A 16,723-nucleotide genomic window follows, 5' to 3' on the forward strand; every position below is an offset into this window, starting at 1 on the left:
GGTGTTCGGTCGTCGGCCCGGCCCCGGGTCCCGGGACGAGTACGCCGCCACCCCGCCGCTCTCCGGCGCCGGGGTGCGGCTGGAGCCGTTGACCGTGGGGCACCGGGACCAGCTGGCCGAAGCCGTCCGGGACGGCGAGTTGTGGCACACCTGGTACACCCGCATCCCCCCGCCGGAAGGGATGGCGGCCGAGATCGACCGTCGGCTCGCGCTCCAGCGGGCCGGCAGCATGGCGCCGTGGGTGGTGGTCGCGACCGATCCCACCACCGCGGACCGGGTGGTCGGCATGACGACGTTCATGAACGTCGACCCGGACAACCGGCGTCTGGAGATCGGCTCGACCTGGCTCCGCCGCAGCGCACAGGGCACCGGTGTCAATGCCGAGGCCAAACTCCTGCTGCTGACCCGGGCGTTCGAGGAGCTCGACTGCGTCGCCGTCGAGTTCCGCACCCACTGGCACAACCACCGGTCCCGGGCGGCGATCGCCCGCCTGGGGGCCAAGCAGGACGGTGTGCTGCGCAACCACCAGTTCTGGCCGCCGGCCGGGCCGGACGGTGCGCCGACCGACCCGCCGGTGCTGAGGGACACCGTGGTCTTCTCGATCATCGACGCCGACTGGCCGACCGTCCGGCTGGGTCTGCAGGAACGGATCATCGGCCGGCGCTGAACAGGTCCGCTGACGCCGCCCCACTGTGCTGGCGCCGATCATCACGCCGCACCACGCCGTGGGAGCCGCCCCCACCGCACACTCGATCAGCGCCAGCGGCTTTCACCCGCGCCGGCGGACCGGGGCGGCACGCGACCGCCGCATCCCGGCCGCGTCCTGTCGGACCGTTCTGCTATCCACGAGGAGTGACCACGTCCGCGAGCCGACCCGAGGTCACCGGCCGCCGGCCCGCGACGTCCCGGGAACGGACCCGGGCGGTCGACCGGCCGATCGCCCGGGTACTGGTCGACGTCCCGCTGGCCCATCTGGACCGGCCGTTCGACTACCTGGTCGACGAGGCCGACAGTGCCACAGCCCAACCCGGGGTCCGGGTCAAGGTCCGGTTCGCCGGGCGGGCGGTACCCGGGTTCGTGGTCGAACGACGGGCCGAGTCCGAGCACGGAGGCCGGTTGGCCTGGCTGGAGCGGGTGGTCTCGCCCGAGCCTGTGCTGACCGCCGAGATCGCCGCCCTGGCCCGGGCGGTGGCCGACCGGTACGCCGGGTCGATCGGCGACGTGCTCCGGCTGGCGATCCCGCCCCGGCACGCACGGGTGGAGGCCGAGCCGGTGTCCGACCCGCCGGTCGCGCCCGAATCCGACACGACCCCGGCCGTCGGGGGCTGGGCCGATTACCAGGCCGGGCCGGCGTTCCTGACCGCCCTGCGCGACCGTCGTCCGGCCCGTGCCGTGTGGCAGGCCCTGCCCGGGGCCGACTGGACGGCCCGGGTGGTGGAGGCCGCGGCGGCGGTCCCGCCGGATTCCGGGGTGCTGCTGATCGTCCCGGACGCCCGTGACCTGCGACGGCTCGACGAGGCGCTGACCGCCGGCCTGGGGGGACGACCCCACGTGACGTTGAGCGCCGAACTGGGACCGGCGGAGCGGTACCGGCGGTTTCTGGCCGTGCGCCGCGGCCAGGTGCGGGTGGTGGCCGGAACGCGGGCCGCCGTCTTCGCCCCCGTCGCCGACCTGGCCCTGGTCGCGGTCCTGGACGACGGCGACGACCTGCTGGCCGAGCCCCGTGCGCCGTACCCGCATGCCCGCGAGGTGCTGATGCTGCGGTCGGCCGCCCGGCCGTGCGCCCTGCTGGTGGGCGGCTTCGCCCGGACGGCCGAGGCGCAGCTGCTGGTCGAGTCCGGCTGGGCCCACCCCATCACGGCGGCCCGGGAACGGGTGCGCGTCGCCGCGCCCCGGATCGAGGCGGCGGCCGACGGGTGGGGGCCGGGCGCGGATTCCGGCGCGGCCCACGCCCGGCTGTCTCCGACCGCCTTCGCGGCGGCCCGGTCGGCGTTGACGGCCGGGGCGCCGGTCCTGGTGCAGGTGCCGCGGCGCGGCTATCGGCCGGCGCTGGCGTGCGGGCGCTGCCGGCGCCCGTCGTCCTGTCGGCGCTGCGCCGGCCCGCTCGGGCAACCCGACCGCGGCGGCCCCCCGACCTGCCGGTGGTGCGGGGTTCCCGACGCCCATGTGGTGTGCGCGGCGTGCGGCAGTCCGGAGCTGCGGGCGGTGACCGTCGGGTCGGGCCGGACGGCTGAGGAGTTCGGTCGGGCGTTCCCGGCGGTGCCGGTGATCACGTCGGCGGCCCCGCACGTCCGGGACCGGGTGGACGGCCGTCCCGCTGTGGTCATCGCCACTCCCGGCGCCGAACCGGTCGCCGACGGCGGTTACGGCGCGGCGCTGCTGCTGGACGGCTGGGCGCTGCTCGGGCGTCCTGATCTGCGCGCCGGTGAGGAGACCCTGCGCCGGTGGATGGCGGCCGCCGCGCTGGTCCGGCCGGTCGGCGAAGGGGGCCGGGTCGTCGTCGGGGCCGACGTGGGGACGCCGACGGTGCAGGCGTTGATCCGCTGGGACGCGGTGGGCGCCGCCGCGGCGGAACTGGCCGCTCGACGCGAGCTGGGATTCCCCCCGGTGTCGGCGATGGTCTCGCTGGACGCGACCGAACCGGTGATGGCGACGCTGCTGGACGGGTGGGAACCGCCGGACGGGGTGGAGGTCCTCGGGCCGGTGGATCTGGAACCGCCCCCACCGTCCCGGACGGCCGGGGCGTCCGGCGCGCCCACGGGTCCGCTCGAACCGCGGGTTCGCACCTTGTTGCGGGCCGGGCCCCGGGATCGTCGGACGATGCTCGCCGCCGTCCGCGCCCTCGTGGTGGCCCGGTCGGCCCGGAAGGACGCCGGCAGCGTCCGGGTCCAGGTCGATCCGACCGCCCTGTTCTGATCCGCAGGCCGCCGGAGACCGGGCCGGCCGTCGGGGCGCTCGTTTACGCTGGTACGGCCGGTCGATCCGGCGTCCACCCAGGGAAGGAACGGTCCTGCGCATCGTCTTCGCCGGCACCCCGGAGCCGGCCGTGCCCTCGCTGTCCGCGCTGCTGCGGTCGGATCACGAGGTGGTTGCGGTCATCACCCGCCCGGACGCCCGCCGCGGTCGCGGACGGGGGCTGTACCCGTCGCCCGTGGCGGTCGCGGCCGAGGCGGCCGGCGTGGAGATCCTTCGCCCGGCGTCCGCCCGCGACCCGGAACTGGCCGACCGGCTGGCCGACCTCGCCCCGGATGCGGTGGCCGTCGTCGCCTACGGCAACCTGGTCCCTCCCGCACTGCTCGATCTGCCCCGTCTCGGCTGGGTCAACCTGCACTTCTCCCTGCTGCCCGCCTGGCGGGGGGCCGCCCCGGTGCAGGCCGCCATCCGGGCCGGTGACGACGTCACCGGGGCCAGCACGTTCCGCCTGGAACGCGGTCTGGACACCGGGCCGGTGTACGGAGTGGTGACCGAACGGATCGATCCGCGGGACACCGCCGGCGCGCTACTGGGCCGGTTGGCCGAGACGGGTGCGGATTTGCTGGTGGCCACCATGGACGGGCTGGCCGACGGATCGCTGCAGGCCCGGCCGCAGCCGGCGGACGGGGTCACGCTGGCTCCCAAGATCACCCCCGGGGACGCCCGGGTCGACTGGACCGCGCCGGCCGCGGCGGTGGACCGCCGGATCCGCGCGGTGACCCCCGAGCCGGGGGCCTGGACCGGGTCGCCCTGGGGGCGCCTGGCCCTGGGCCCGGTCGAGCCGGTCGCAGCCGACCACGACGGTCCCGCGCCGGCCCCCGGAGAAGTGGTGGCCGGCAAACGGGAGGTCCTGGTGGGCACAGGGACGTTCCCGGTCCGGCTGGGCACCGTCACCCCGCCGGGCCGCAAGCCGATGGCCGCGGCCGACTGGGCCCGTGGCGTCCGTCCGGCCGCCGGCACCCGCCTGACCACCAGCATCGAGGAGACTTCGTGACCCCGGCCGACCAGCACCCCTCCGGTGGCCACCGCGGCGGACGGGGGGACCGCCGGTCGCGGCCGTCGTACCCGCCGGGTGGGCGTGACCGGGGCACCTCGGGGCCGACCCGGCGCCCCGCGCCCAGCCGCCCACCGGCCGAAGACCCGGCCCGGCAGGTCGCGCTCGACGTCCTGCGGGCCGTCCGCGAGGACGCCGCGTACGCGAACCTGGTGCTGCCGGTGCTGCTGCGCGAACGCGGTATCACCGGTCGGGACGCCGCCCTGGCCACCGAGCTGACGTACGGCACCTGCCGGGCGCTCGGTCAGCTGGACGCGATCGCGTCGACCTGCGGCAACCGTTCGCACGCCGAGCTGGACGGGGTGGTGGTCGACGCCCTGCGACTGGGCGGCTATCAGCTGCTGCACACCCGGATCCCCCCACACGCCGCGGTCTCGGCGACCGTCGACCTGGTCCGCGCCGGCCCCCGTCCGGGCGCGGCCGGCTACGTCAACGCGGTGCTGCGGCGGATCACCGAACACGACATCGACGGGTGGATCGCCCGGTTGACCCCGCCGGGGACGGACCCGCTGGCCGTGCTGGCCCTGCGGTGGGCCCATCCGCGGTGGATCGTCTCGGCGTTCGCCGACGCGCTGGCCACCGGGTCGGCGGGCCGCCCGGACACCGAGCTCGAGGCCGCGCTGGCCGCCGACGACGCCCCGCCGCTCACCCACCTCGTGGCGCGCCCCGGGTTGATCGACCGGGACGAGCTGGCCGACATGGCCGGTGGGGTGCCCGCCCGGTTCTCGCCCTACGGCGTCTACTCCGGGGGCGGCAATCCGGGCGGGATGGCGGCCATCGCCGACGGCCGGGCGGCCGTCCAGGACGAGGGCTCGCAGCTGGTGGCCCTGGCCCTGGCCACGGCGCCGGTGGACGGTCCGGACACCCGCTGGCTCGACCTGGCCGCCGGGCCCGGCGGCAAGGCCGCCCTGCTGGCGGCGATCGCGGCCGAGCGGGGAGCGACCCTGGACGCCATCGAGATCACCCCGCACCGGGCCGACCTGGTCCGCCGGACCACCCGGGGTCTGCCGGTCACCGTGCACACCGCCGACGGCCGTGATCCGGGGCTGCCGGAGGGTTCGTTCGACCGGGTGCTGCTCGACGCCCCGTGCACCGGCCTGGGCGCGTTGCGGCGTCGCCCGGAGGCCCGTTGGCGACGGCAGCCGGCCGACGTGGGCGACCTGGTGCGGTTGCAACGGGAACTGCTGGCCGCCGCGGCGCGGATGGTGCGGCCGGGCGGGCTCGTCGCATACGTGACCTGCTCGCCGCACCTGAGCGAGACGGTCGGGGTGACCGAGCGCGCGCCGGCGGGCCTCGAACTCGTCGACGCCCGTCCGTATCTGCCCGGGGTACCCGATCTCGGCGACGGCCCGACGGTGCAGCTCTGGCCGCACCGGCACGGGACGGATGCGATGTTCCTCGCCCTACTGCGTCGCCGCTGACGGTGGCCCGGGTGCGGGCGGGAGGGGCGTCCGCGGGATCCGGACGATTTCGTTAGGGTCGGGCCGTGCACCCGATGATCGCGCCCAGCATCCTGTCCGCCGATTTCGCCCGGCTGGCCGACGAGGCCGCCCGGGTCTCGGATGCCGACTGGTTGCACGTCGACGTCATGGACAACCACTTCGTGCCCAACCTGACCCTGGGCCTGCCGGTGGTGCAGGCGTTGCGGGCGGCCACCGACATCCCGCTGGACTGCCACCTGATGATCGAGGACCCGGACCGGTGGGCGGTCGGGTACGCCGAGGCCGGGGCCTACAACGTCACCGTGCACGCCGAGGCCGTCCGTGATCCCATCCGGACGGCCGCGGACATCCGCGCGGCCGGGGGCAAGGCGGGTCTGTCGCTCAAGCCGGGGACGTCGCTGGACGACTGGTCCGACGCGCTGGCCCATTTCGACACGTTGCTGGTGATGACGGTCGAGCCGGGATTCGGCGGGCAGTCGTTCATGCCGGAGACGATGGCCAAGGTGCGGCAGGCCCGGCGGCTGGTCGACACCGGCCACCTAACCGTGGTGGTCCAGGTGGACGGTGGCATCAACGCCGACACCATCGGTCAGGCCGCGGAGGCCGGGGCCGACTGTTTCGTGGCCGGTTCGGCCGTCTACTCGACCGAGGACCCGGCCGCGGCGATCGCCCGGTTGCGGCAGTTGGCGGCGGACGCCGCCGGTCGTTAGACGGCTGCGGTCGGCGCACCGGGCGTCGGTCCGGACGGGACGGACGACGACCGGGCCAGCCGGTCCCGGGCGCGGTCCAGGCCCGCCGTGCGCGCCGTGCCGATGGGCACCACCCCGGTGGCGGCGGCCAGACCGGCCGGTGGGGTCGCCACGTAGACCGATTCGGCGCGGGCCACCGTGTACGTCTCGTGCCAGACGCCGACGGCGTCGGGGTGCTCACGCACCCTGCGGTTGAACTCGGCCCAGGCCGGGCGGTGCCGGGCGGTGGTGTCGGAGGCATAGGCGTACAGCTTGTCGATCGAGGTCCAGTACTGGACGAGGAACGGTCCGCGCGCGCCCAGACCGGTGCGGAAGCCGGCCAGACCGCTGTCGGGGTCCCGGGAGAGCTCGGCCAGCATCGGGCCCATCCGGCTCATCGTCCGCAGCCACAGGTCGGGTCGCCACCAGCGCTGCACGGTCATGCCGATGAGGAAGACGACGAGTTCGCCGTCGGCGGGGTCGAGGGGGGCGTGGGTGAAGCGGCCGAGGCGGGCGCGACCCCGGCCGGTCGTCACGGGCCGGGTCGGGTCGGTGCGGTCGGACATGGGGTCTCCTCGGCGGGTCGGCACATTTGGATAGTGCTGCTCTCCAATATTGGATAGCTGCACTTGCGAATGTCAAGACGTGGGTACCGGGGAGTTCTCGACCCAGGTTCGCCCCCTCGCCGGCCGACGCAGCGCCAGGATCCGGGCGTCCCGATGGCGACTGAGGCCTGCCGCGCGACCCGTTGGTGATCGGGCCGGTCGTCACCGGTGCCCGGCGCGAGGCAGGATGGATGTCCGGCAGGTCGCGCCGCCGTCTTCCGGCGTCCGTCGAGCGCCGGCACAGGACGTCAGTAGGAGGCATTCAGGTGTTCACCGGGATCGTCGAGGAACTCGGCGAGATCGTCGAGATCCGCCGCGCATCGGACCAGGGGTCGGCCCCCGCAGTCGGACGACCGGAAGGGTCCGCCCGCATCACCGTGCGTGGTCCCCAGGTGACCTCCGATGCGGGCCACGGCGACTCCATCGCGGTGGACGGGGTCTGTCTGACCGTGGTCGACCGCGGCACCGACACGTTCTCCGTCGACGTGATGGCCGAGACGTTGTCGCGGTCCACGATCGGTGACCGTCGGCCGGGCGACCCGGTCAACCTCGAGCGGTCGGTGACCGCGGGGACACGGCTGGGCGGGCACATCGTCCAGGGCCACGTCGACGGCACCGGCACCATCGTGGCGGTCGTCCCGCACGAGGCCTGGAACGACGTCCGGATCGCCGTCGGCCCCGACCTGGCCCGCTACCTGGCCGGCAAGGGCGCGGTGGCCGTGGACGGCATCTCGTTGACCGTCATCGAGGTCGTCGACACCCCGGAGGGAGCCGAGTTCACCATCGGCGTCATCCCGGAGACCCGCACGGCGACCACGATCGGCGCCCGGGTCCCGGGCGACCGGGTGAACATCGAGGTGGACGTGGTGGCCAAGTACGTCGAGCGGTTGCTCGGGGCCCGGGTGCCGGCCGCCATCGACCCGGCGGCCGGCATCGACGCCTCGACCGGACCGGGACGGCCGGCGTGACAGAGGTGTTCCAGCGCGCCGGGATCTTCCCGGACGAGAGCCCCGAGGACCGGCAGTGGGAGCGCCGGACGGTGACCGGCGCCGGGTTCGACACCATCGACACGGCCGTCGCCGAGATCGCCGCCGGCCGCGCGGTCGTCGTGGTCGACGACGCCGACCCGGAGAACCCGGGTGAGCTGGTGTTCGCCGCGGACGGCGCCGCGGCCGAGCTGGTCGCCTTCGCGGTGCGGTACACGACCGGCGTGCTCTGCGTCGCCCTGCCCGGTGAGGCCTGCGACCGGCTCGGACTCCCGCCGATGCTCCACCAGACTCCGGAGGGCGCGGACAGCGCGTTCACCGTCAGCGTGGACGCCGTCGATGCGGGGTCCCGTGGGGCGTCGGCCCAGGCCCGGGCGCGCACCATCGCGGTGCTGGCCGATCCGGCTGCCACCGCCGACCAGCTGCGACGGCCCGGCCATGTCTTCCCGCTGCGGTCCCGGGAGGGCGGCGTGCTGGTCCGTCCCGGTCACACCGAGGCGTCGGTCGACCTCGCCGGGCTGGCCGGCCGCGCCGCGGCCGGGGTGCTGGCCCAGGTCGTCACCGACGACGGCGAGGTGGCCCGGCTCGCGGACCTGCGCCACTTCGCCCGCCGTCACCGGCTCGCCCTGATCACCATCGCCGATCTCATCGCCTACCGCCGCCGCACCGAGACGCAGGTGCGGCATGTGGCGACGGCCCGGTTGCCCATCCCGCAGGGGGAGTTCCGGGCCGTCGGCTACGTCAGCACGGTCACCGGCCAGGAGCTCATCGCCCTGGTGACCGGGGACCTGGGGGACGGCGAGGACGTCCTGGTCCGGGTGCATTCGGAATGCCTGACCGGCGACGCGCTGGCGTCCCTGCGCTGCGACTGCGGCCCCCAGCTGCAGGCGGCGCTGGACGCGGTCGCCCGGGAGGGGCGGGGGGTCGTGCTCTACGTCCGCGGGCACGAGGGCCGCGGGATCGGCCTGCTCGAGAAGCTGCGGGCCTACGAACTGCAGGACGCCGGCGCCGACACGGTCGACGCCAACCTCGCCCTGGGCCTGCCGGCCGACTCCCGCGAGTACGGCACCGGCGCCCAGGTGCTGGCCGATCTGGGCATCCGGTCGATGCGTCTGCTGACCAACAACCCGGCCAAGCGGGCCGGGATGGAAGGCTACGGTCTGCGCGTGATCGGCCGGGTCGCCCTGCCCCTGGCGGCCAACCCGGAGAACGTGCGTTACCTGACCACCAAACGAGATCGGATGGGCCATGAACTGGACGGACTCGGGCATGAGTGAGCATCTGGCGACCCCGGACGGGGTGACGAACTGATGGCGACATCGGGACGCCCGGTCGTGGAGGTCCCGTCGGCCGCGGGGATGCGGGTCGGCGTGGTGCTGACGCAGTGGCATTCGGAGATCACCGACCAGCTGTTGGACCGGGCCGTGTGGGCGGCGACCGAGGCCGGTGCCTCGACCCCGACGGTGGTCCGGGTGCCCGGGGCGATGGAGCTGCCGGTGGTCGCCCAGGCGCTGGCCGCCGGCCACGAGGCGGTGGTCGCTCTCGGCGTGGTGCTCAAGGGCGAGACCGCCCATTTCGACTACGTCTGCGAGGCGGCCAACTCGGGGCTGACCCGGGTGTCGTTGGACGCGGGCATCGCCGTCGGCAACGGCGTGCTGACCTGCAACACCGTCGAGCAGGCGATCGCCCGGGCCGGTGGGCCGGGCGCCACCGAGGACAAGGGGGCCGAGTCGATGGTCGCGGCCCTGCAGACCGCGCTGGTGCTCCGTGAGCTTCGAGGCACGGTGGGCCGACTGGGGTTCGGGAGGTGACCGGCCCCGACCCGCGGCCGATGGCGCCGGACGAGTGGCGGCCCCGGGACCGGGGCGCGGTCCTGCTGCAGGTGCGTCCCCGCCGCATGGTCTGGATCGCCGGTGCCGCGGCGTTCGTCACGCTGGCCACCGCGGTGGTGGTCGGGATCCTGCTGAAGGCGTCCGGCGATGCCGGCATCACCTTCCGGACGTTCGACCAGGTCGGCATCATCGGCGTCGGCGCGCTGATGGCCGCGGCGATGATGACGGCGGCCCTGCCCCGGTTGCGGGTCTACGAGACGGGCGTGGCCGTCCGCAACATCGCGGGGGAGAAGTTCTACCCCTGGCCGTTGGTGCAGCGGATCAGGTTCCCGCCGGGGTCACCGTGGGCGCAGCTGCTCCTGCCCGACGACGAAGCGACGCCGGTCCTGGCTGTCCAGGCGATGGACCGGGGCCGGGCGGTCCGCGCGATGAACGAGCTGCGGGACCTGCACGCCCGCTTCGGGCCGGCGCCGATGGTGCGACCCGCGGGCGCGCCGCCACCGGTGGTCGAGGACCCGGACCGGCCGCTGGGCCGGTTGGAGATCATCGACCGCCGGCTGGCCGAGAAGGGTGGCAAGGGCCGGGGGCGGCGCGGCGGGCGTTGACGGTCAGTGGTGGCGGGCCGGGCGTTCGCCCGGTCCGTGCCCGGGTTCGTCCGGGTGCACCGAGTACTCCCGGAACGCCGCCTGCAGGGCCGACAGGCCGTCGCGGAACGCCGCGGCGTGCGGGCCCAGGTCGGGCGCCGATGCGTTGACCAGGCCGGCGAGGGCCGTGATGAGCGTCCGGGCCTGGTCGAGGTCGCGGTGCGGCGGGGCCTGCGGGTCGTCGGCGGCCAGACCGAGCTGCTCGGCCGCCGCGCTCATCAGCAGGACGGCGGCGCGGGAGATCACCTCACCGGCGGGGATGTCGACCAGGTCGCGGGCGTCCGGGGTGAGCTCGTCGACGTGGGCCGGGTCGCTCGTCGGGTCACTGTCAGGGGCGTGGCTGGGTGGAGTAGTCATCGCCGTGTACTCTGTCAGATGCGACCACCCTCGTTCGCGCGAGGGAACAAGTGGAGCCCGACTCCCACCCGCACTGCCTCCGGCGGTCGGGTACCGGTCCACCCGTCTTCGGGCGGGTGCAGCAGATCGTGGCATGCCCACTGTCTGGCCGTTCGCGTTCTTCGGGCTCCGCGTGTTCTCACGCGGGGCCTTTTGTGTTGTTCCACCGGTCGCGGCGGCCCGAGCGGGCCGCGCCAGGCCGGCCCACCCGGGACGACCAGCACCAACCAGTACCACCCGATGACCCCAGCCCCAGGAGGATTCGATCAGCGTCGAACCACGTATCAACGACAGGATCCGCGTTCCGGAGATTCGTCTCGTCGGAGCCGAAGGCGAGCAGATCGGCATCGTCAGCATCGGCGATGCTCTGCGACGCGCCCAGGATGCCGACCTCGATCTCGTCGAGGTGGCCCCGGACGCCCGCCCCCCGGTCTGCAAGCTCATGGACTACGGCAAGTTCAAGTACGAGAGCGCGCAGAAGGCCCGTGAGGCTCGTCGGAACCAGGTCCTGACGGTCATCAAGGAGATGAAACTCCGGCCGAAGATCGACTCGCACGACTACGAGACCAAGAAGGGTCACGTCGTGCGATTCCTCAAGGCCGGGGACAAGGTCAAGGTCACCATCATGTTCCGTGGCCGCGAGCAGTCCCGTCCCGAACTCGGGTTCCGGTTGCTGCAGCGGCTCGCGACCGACGTCGCCGATCTCGGCGTCATCGAAAGCGCGCCCAAGCAGGACGGCCGCAACATGATCATGGTCCTGGCCCCGCACAAGCAGGCGAAGACGGCTCGGCCCACCCCGGTCGAGACCACCACGTCCACGTCCTGACGTTCCGCTCCGATCGGTCGGGTCCACCCGTCCCGGCCGGTTGAGGCATGTCCGGACGCCCCACAGACGTCCCGCACCACGAATTGCAGATGGATTGAGGAACAGATGCCCAAGATGAAGACCCACTCCGGGACCAAGAAGCGGATCAAGGTCACCGGTAGCGGAAAGCTGCGTCACGACGGCTCCGGCAAGCGCCACAACCTGGAGAAGAAGACCTCCAAGATGACGCGACGCATGGGCAAGGGCGGCGAGATCGCGGCTCCGGACGCTCCCCGCATCAAGCGCCTCCTGGGCATCTGACCCCCCGTCCCGAACCACTGACCCGAGCGCCGAACCACGCCTCGGGCGATAGAGAAAGCCAGGTCCTCCGATGGCCAGAGTGAAGCGGGCAGTCAACGCCCAGAAGAAGCGTCGCGCGATCCTCGAGCAGGCGAGCGGTTACCGCGGGCAGCGCTCGCGCCTGTACCGCAAGGCGAAGGAGCAGTCGCTCCACTCGTTGACGTACGCGTACAACGACCGCCGCAAGCGCAAGAACGACTTCCGCCAGCTGTGGATCACCCGTATCAACGCGGCGGCCCGTTCCAACGGCATCACCTACAACCGCTTCGTCCAGGGCCTCAAGGCCGCCGGCGTCGAGGTGGACCGCAAGATCCTGGCCGAGCTGGCCGTCTACGATCCCGCGGCGTTCGCCGCCCTGGTCGTCGTCGCCCGCGAGGCGCTCCCGGCTGACGCCGGCACCGACAGCGCGGACGCGGCCTGAACCCGTCCCCGCGGTCCCGTCGTACCGCCGACCGCCCGACCGACACCTCGTCGGTCGGGCGGTCGTCCGTTACCCGGGGGGACCGTTCCGAGAACCGCGGCACCCGGCCGACCGGCGCCGGGCGCGCCGCGCCGGTCGAGTCCGAGGAAGCACCGGACGGTGTGCTGACGGAGCGGTCCAGCCGCATCGTCGCCGCTCACAAGCTGCTGCGGCGTCCCCGTCGGACCGAGGCCGGCCAGTTCCTGGCCGAGGGGGCGGGTCCGGTCACCGAGGCGATCGCCGCCGAGCGGGATCGGCCGGGCACCGTGCTGGAACTGTTCGTCACCGAGGCCGCGGCCGCGCGACACGTGGACCTGGTGCGGTCGGCGTTCGCCGCCGGCGTCGAGGTCACCCAGGTGACCGAGCGGGCCGCGGCTGCGCTGTCGGACACGGTCGCCCCGCAGGGGCTGGTCGCCCGGTGCGCGCTGCCGGAGACCGATCCGGACGAGCTGCTGGCGTCCTCGCCGCGGTTGCTGGCGGTCTGCGTGGAGACCAACGACCCGGGCAACCTGGGCACGATCATCCGGTTGGCCGACGCCGCCGGGGCCGATGGGGTGCTGGTCGCCGGGGATGCGGTCGACCCGTTCAACCCGAAGACCGTCCGGGCCACCACCGGCAGTCTGTTCCATCTGCCGGTGGTCCGGGTCCGCGATCGGGCCGAGGCCATCAAGGCCCTGCACGAGGCCGGTGTCTCCGTACTGGCCACCACGGGCACGGCCGAGCTCGACCTGCCCACCGCCAGTGCCCAGGGCCTGCTCGAGCTGCCGACCGCCTGGCTGTTCGGCAGCGAGGCTCACGGGTTGCCGGCGGCGGTCGTCACCGCGGCCGACGCGGCGGTCCGGGTGCCGATCTACGGCCGGGCCGAGTCGCTCAATCTGGCCACCGCTGCCGCGGTGTGCCTGTACGCGAGCGCCACCGCTCAGCGGGCGGCCGGCGTCGACGCCTGACCCGGGTGGTGACGGCTCTCACCGTCACTACCCGGTCACCGTCGGAATCGTTCGCGGCGCTCAGGGGTTGACCACACCGGACACACATTTTCGGTGGAGGTGGACGCGTCATGTCGAACGCGGCAATTGCGGGCTCGAACGGCGGCGCGGGAGGTACGGACGCGACCGTGCCCGCCCGGGCGCCCAGGGCCCGACGGAAGGTCCCGTTCTGGGCGCAGACCCTGATCGGTCTGGTCGTCGGGGCCGGTTTGGGCTTCGCGGCCCGGGTGTTCGGCCTCGGCTGGCTGGACGGCACGCTGAATCAGGTCGGCTCGATCTTCGTGACCCTGCTGAAGGCGACGGTCGTCCCGCTGATCCTGCTGGCTCTGATCGTCTCGATCTCCCGGCTCGGCGCGGTGGCCAACGCGGCCCGGCTGGCCGTGCAGACGGTGATCTGGTTCGCCATCACCGCCCTGATCTCGGTGATCATCGGCATCACCATCGGCCTGATCACCAACCCCGGGCGCGGCACCGGCCTGGCGGCCGACGCGGCGTCCTACTCGGGCCGTAGCGGCGGGTGGACCGATTTCCTGTCCGGTCTGGTCCCGGCCAACTTCCTGGGCCTGCAGGCCTCGACCACCGCGACCCAGAGCGGCAACGCGATCAGCGCGACCACCTCGGTCTCGTTCAACGTCCTGCAGCTGGTCGTCATCGGCATCGTCCTGGGTGCGGCCGCTCTCAAGGCCGGCGCGAAGGCGAAGCCGGTGCTGGCGCTGGCCGAGTCCGGTCTGTCGATCGTGCAGACCGTGTTGTGGTGGATCATCCGGCTCGCCCCGATCGGTTCCGGTGCGCTCATCGGCTACGCCGTCTCGCACTACGGCTGGGACCTGCTCGGTCCGCTGGCCGTGTTCACGGTCGACGTGTACGTGGGCTGCCTGATCGTGCTGTTCGTGCTCTACCCGGTGCTGCTCAAGGTGCACGGCCTCTCGGCGCGCAAGTTCCTGGCCGGGGCCTGGCCGGCGATCACGCTGGCGTTCGTCTCCCGCTCGTCGGTGGGCACCATGCCGGTCACCCAGCAGGTGACGACCCGCAACCTGGGCGTCCCGCTGGACTACGCGAGCTTCTCGGTGCCGCTGGGCGCCACGACCAAGATGGACGGATGCGCGGCGATCTACCCGGCGCTGGCCGCGATCTTCGTCGCGCAGGTCTTCGGCATCGACCTCTCGATCACCGACTACCTACTGATCGCGTTCGTGTCCGTCGTCGGTTCGGCGGCCACCGCCGGGCTGACCGGCGCGGTCGTGATGCTCACCCTGACCCTGTCCACCCTGGGTCTGCCGCTGGCCGGCGTCGGTCTGCTGCTGGCCATCGACCCGATCCTGGACATGATGCGGACCGCCACCAACGTGGCCGGTCAGGCCCTGGTGCCCGTCATCGTGGCCAAGCGGAACGGGCTGCTCGACGAGGCCGTCTACAACGGCCCGAACGGTGACGGCCTGCCGGACGACTCCGACTCGGCCGCTCGTCCGGAGCGGACCGACCGGGTACCGGCCACCGCCTGATCGCCCGCCCCGCGTCACCCGCGCGGAGCGGGAACCGAACGCCGTCAGGACCGACCGTCCTGGCGGCGTTCGTCATTTCCCGGCGGACCAGCCGTACTCCCGCTGCAGCGCGACGGCGACCTTGACGAACCGGTCGCCGGGCAGCGCGCAGGCCTCGCGGCGCATCCCGCCCGGGTGCACCCGGAAGACCCGGTCCAGATTGACCCAGGACGGCCGGCCCTGGGAATCCCAGCGGCCGGTCCCGACGGGCACGAAGTCCCGCTCGCCGCCGTGGTCCTTGCTGGTCAGCTGCACGGCCAGCACCGTGCCCTTGGCCTCGGCCGCCACCACCAGCACCGGGCGGTCCTTGCCGCGGCCGTCGCGTTCCTCGAACGGCACCCAGGTCCAGATGACCTCACCCGGGTCGGGGTCGCCGTCGACGACCGGGTTGTAGCTCATCCGCACCGCGCCGATCCGCCGCGGGTCGATCTCCACCGTCGCGGCCGGTCCGCTCCGACCGGGGGACTCGGTCTCCCCGGTCGCCGCGGACGGGGCCGGCCGGCGCCCGGGGGTGGCCGGTGTCCGCGCACCCGACGGCGCGGGGCGGCGTTCGGCCGGCTTGGTGGGGGTCAGGGCGGTGACGGTCTGCAGGGCCGACCGCGCGAACTGGCCGAGACGATCGAGAAGCGACATGGCCGCACCGTACCCAGCCGGATGCGGGCCCGGCCCGGCGACGGACCGGAGCCCAGCCCTTCGGACGACGGACGGCGGACGCCGTCCCCGTCCGCAGGGGCGGCGGGAAACCGGTCGGCACCGTCGGGGACGTTCTCTAGACTCCCGGGTGGCCCTGACCGCCTTCGGAAGGCACTGATGTCGACCCCCGCGTCACCCCAGAACCCCGCTGGAACCCCCGCCGTCACGCCGACGGTCGACCCGACCGACGAGGCGGCCCTCGCCCGGGCCGCCGACAACGCGGAACGGGCGGTCGCCGCCGCGTCCGGCCTGGACGAACTCAAGCAGGTCCGGCTGGCGCACGCCGGTGACCAGAGCCCGCTGGCCCTGGCCAACCGCGCGATCGCCGGCCTGGACAAGTCCCGGAAGGCGGCGGCCGGCAAGGCCATCGGGCAGGCCCGGCGCCGGGTCACCGAGGCGATCACCGCTCGCGAGGCGGCGCTGACGGCCGAGCGTGAGGCCCGCATCCTCGTCGAGGAGACGGTGGACGTCACGGTGCCCTACGACCGGCAGCCGGTCGGCGCCCGGCACCCCATCTCGACGGTGATGTCCCGCATCGAGGACGTCTTCGTGGCCATGGGCTGGGAGGTCGCCGAGGGGCCCGAACTCGAGTCGCAGTGGTACAACTTCGACGCCCTGAACTTCCCGGAGAACCATCCGGCCCGGGAGATGCAGGACTCGTTCTACATCGCCGACTCCGCCGGCCGTCCCGGCGACGGGATGGTGCTGCGCACCCACACCTCGCCGGTGCAGATCCGGTCGATGCTGCGCCGCGAGCCGCCGATCTACGTGGTCTGCCCGGGTCGGGTCTACCGGTCGGACGAGCTGGACGCGACCCACACCCCGGTGTTCCACCAGGTCGAGGGGCTGGCCATCGACCGGCACCTGACGATGGCCCACCTGAAGGGCGCGCTGGAGCATTTCGCCCGGGCGATGTTCGGGCCGGAGTCGACGATCCGGCTTCGTCCCTCGTTCTTCCCGTTCACCGAGCCCAGTGCCGAGCTGGACGTGTGGTTCCCGCAGAAGAAGGGCGGCGCCGGTTGGGTCGAATGGGGCGGCTGCGGCATGGTCGATCCGAACGTGCTCGTCGCCTGCGGCCTGGATCCGCAGGAGTGGACCGGGTTCGCGTTCGGCATGGGCATCGAGCGGACCCTGCAGTTCCGCAACGAGATCCCCGACATGCGTGACCTCGTCGAGGGCGACGTCCGCTTCACCACCGCTTTCGGAACGGAGGTCTGA

At 73.6% G+C, this 16,723-nt stretch carries 18 protein-coding genes; 15 read left to right on the top strand and 3 right to left on the bottom strand.

All coding sequences use genetic code 11. The features are described 5' to 3' along the window. The first annotated feature begins 1 nt into the window (after position 1). From FDO65_RS15695 to rpe, 5 genes are all read left to right on the top strand, one after another. Complete coding sequence (locus FDO65_RS15695; protein ID WP_137450587.1) at positions 2–667, top strand: GNAT family N-acetyltransferase; 666 nt, start codon at positions 2–4, stop codon at positions 665–667. Between the two features lie 185 nt (positions 668–852). Further along, positions 853–2,916, top strand: coding sequence for a primosomal protein N' (locus tag FDO65_RS15700; RefSeq protein ID WP_205850065.1), 2,064 nt, complete (start codon positions 853–855; stop codon positions 2,914–2,916). Positions 2,917–3,010: 94 nt separating this feature from the next. After that, positions 3,011–3,967, top strand: a complete 957-nt coding sequence (fmt, locus tag FDO65_RS15705) for a methionyl-tRNA formyltransferase (RefSeq protein WP_137450588.1) — start codon at positions 3,011–3,013, stop codon at positions 3,965–3,967. Continuing rightward, a complete protein-coding gene (locus FDO65_RS15710; RefSeq protein ID WP_137450589.1) occupies positions 3,964–5,448 on the top strand; it encodes an RsmB/NOP family class I SAM-dependent RNA methyltransferase in 1,485 nt (494 codons plus the stop codon). The genes fmt and FDO65_RS15710 overlap by 4 nt, the downstream gene beginning before the upstream one ends. 74 nt (positions 5,449–5,522) lie before the next feature. Beyond that, entirely contained in the window at positions 5,523–6,179 is a 657-nt protein-coding gene (gene rpe, locus FDO65_RS15715) for a ribulose-phosphate 3-epimerase (RefSeq protein ID WP_137450709.1), read from the top strand. Here the strand turns inward: rpe and FDO65_RS15720 are convergent. Then, on the bottom strand, positions 6,176–6,763 hold the full coding sequence (locus FDO65_RS15720) for a DUF4188 domain-containing protein (RefSeq protein ID WP_137450590.1): 588 nt from the start codon (positions 6,761–6,763) through the stop codon (positions 6,176–6,178). The genes rpe and FDO65_RS15720 overlap by 4 nt on opposite strands. Positions 6,764–7,068: 305 nt before the next feature. Here FDO65_RS15720 and FDO65_RS15725 point away from each other — a divergent pair, with 305 nt between their 5' ends. From FDO65_RS15725 to FDO65_RS15740, 4 genes are all read left to right on the top strand, one after another. After that, the gene (locus FDO65_RS15725; RefSeq protein ID WP_205850066.1) at positions 7,069–7,770 is read left to right on the top strand and encodes a riboflavin synthase; all 702 of its coding nucleotides are present in this window, start codon (positions 7,069–7,071) and stop codon (positions 7,768–7,770) included. A 71-nt stretch (positions 7,771–7,841) separates the two neighbouring features. Beyond that, on the top strand, positions 7,842–9,065 hold the full coding sequence (locus FDO65_RS15730; protein WP_137450710.1) for a bifunctional 3,4-dihydroxy-2-butanone-4-phosphate synthase/GTP cyclohydrolase II: 1,224 nt from the start codon (positions 7,842–7,844) through the stop codon (positions 9,063–9,065). A 33-nt stretch (positions 9,066–9,098) separates the two neighbouring features. Continuing rightward, complete coding sequence (gene ribH, locus FDO65_RS15735) at positions 9,099–9,599, top strand: 6,7-dimethyl-8-ribityllumazine synthase (RefSeq protein ID WP_137450592.1); 501 nt, start codon at positions 9,099–9,101, stop codon at positions 9,597–9,599. After that, positions 9,596–10,225, top strand: a complete 630-nt coding sequence (locus FDO65_RS15740) for a PH domain-containing protein (protein ID WP_137450593.1) — start codon at positions 9,596–9,598, stop codon at positions 10,223–10,225. The genes ribH and FDO65_RS15740 overlap by 4 nt, the downstream gene beginning before the upstream one ends. 3 nt (positions 10,226–10,228) lie before the next feature. Here the strand turns inward: FDO65_RS15740 and FDO65_RS15745 are convergent, their stop codons facing one another. Then, positions 10,229–10,621 carry a DUF1844 domain-containing protein gene (locus tag FDO65_RS15745; RefSeq protein ID WP_240757642.1) on the bottom strand — a complete coding sequence of 131 codons (393 nt, stop codon included), beginning with the start codon at positions 10,619–10,621 and terminating at the stop codon, positions 10,229–10,231. 304 nt (positions 10,622–10,925) lie between these two features. Between FDO65_RS15745 and infC the strand changes: the two genes are divergently transcribed. From infC to FDO65_RS15770, 5 genes are all read left to right on the top strand, one after another. Continuing rightward, on the top strand, positions 10,926–11,486 hold the full coding sequence (gene infC / locus FDO65_RS15750) for a translation initiation factor IF-3 (RefSeq protein ID WP_137450594.1): 561 nt from the start codon (positions 10,926–10,928) through the stop codon (positions 11,484–11,486). A 105-nt stretch (positions 11,487–11,591) separates the two neighbouring features. Further along, a complete protein-coding gene (gene rpmI / locus FDO65_RS15755; protein ID WP_137450595.1) occupies positions 11,592–11,786 on the top strand; it encodes a 50S ribosomal protein L35 in 195 nt (64 codons plus the stop codon). Positions 11,787–11,856: 70 nt separating this feature from the next. After that, positions 11,857–12,246: a 50S ribosomal protein L20 gene (gene rplT / locus FDO65_RS15760; RefSeq protein ID WP_137450596.1), complete on the top strand. Its 390-nt coding sequence runs from the start codon at positions 11,857–11,859 to the stop codon at positions 12,244–12,246. A 161-nt stretch (positions 12,247–12,407) separates the two neighbouring features. Next, complete coding sequence (locus FDO65_RS15765) at positions 12,408–13,232, top strand: TrmH family RNA methyltransferase (protein ID WP_137450597.1); 825 nt, start codon at positions 12,408–12,410, stop codon at positions 13,230–13,232. Positions 13,233–13,342: 110 nt separating this feature from the next. Next, positions 13,343–14,773 carry a dicarboxylate/amino acid:cation symporter gene (locus FDO65_RS15770; RefSeq protein ID WP_137450598.1) on the top strand — a complete coding sequence of 477 codons (1,431 nt, stop codon included), beginning with the start codon at positions 13,343–13,345 and terminating at the stop codon, positions 14,771–14,773. Between the two features lie 72 nt (positions 14,774–14,845). Here FDO65_RS15770 and FDO65_RS15775 read toward each other — a convergent pair whose 3' ends face one another. After that, positions 14,846–15,385: a type II toxin-antitoxin system PemK/MazF family toxin gene (locus FDO65_RS15775; protein WP_420847547.1), complete on the bottom strand. Its 540-nt coding sequence runs from the start codon at positions 15,383–15,385 to the stop codon at positions 14,846–14,848. 237 nt (positions 15,386–15,622) lie between these two features. Here FDO65_RS15775 and pheS point away from each other — a divergent pair, with 237 nt between their 5' ends. After that, positions 15,623–16,723 (top strand): phenylalanine--tRNA ligase subunit alpha, encoded by a 1,101-nt coding sequence (pheS, locus tag FDO65_RS15780; RefSeq protein ID WP_137450600.1) that lies wholly within the window; start codon positions 15,623–15,625, stop codon positions 16,721–16,723.

It is taken from the genome of Nakamurella flava, from assembly GCF_005298075.1.
Classification (GTDB): domain Bacteria; phylum Actinomycetota; class Actinomycetes; order Mycobacteriales; family Nakamurellaceae; genus Nakamurella; species Nakamurella flava.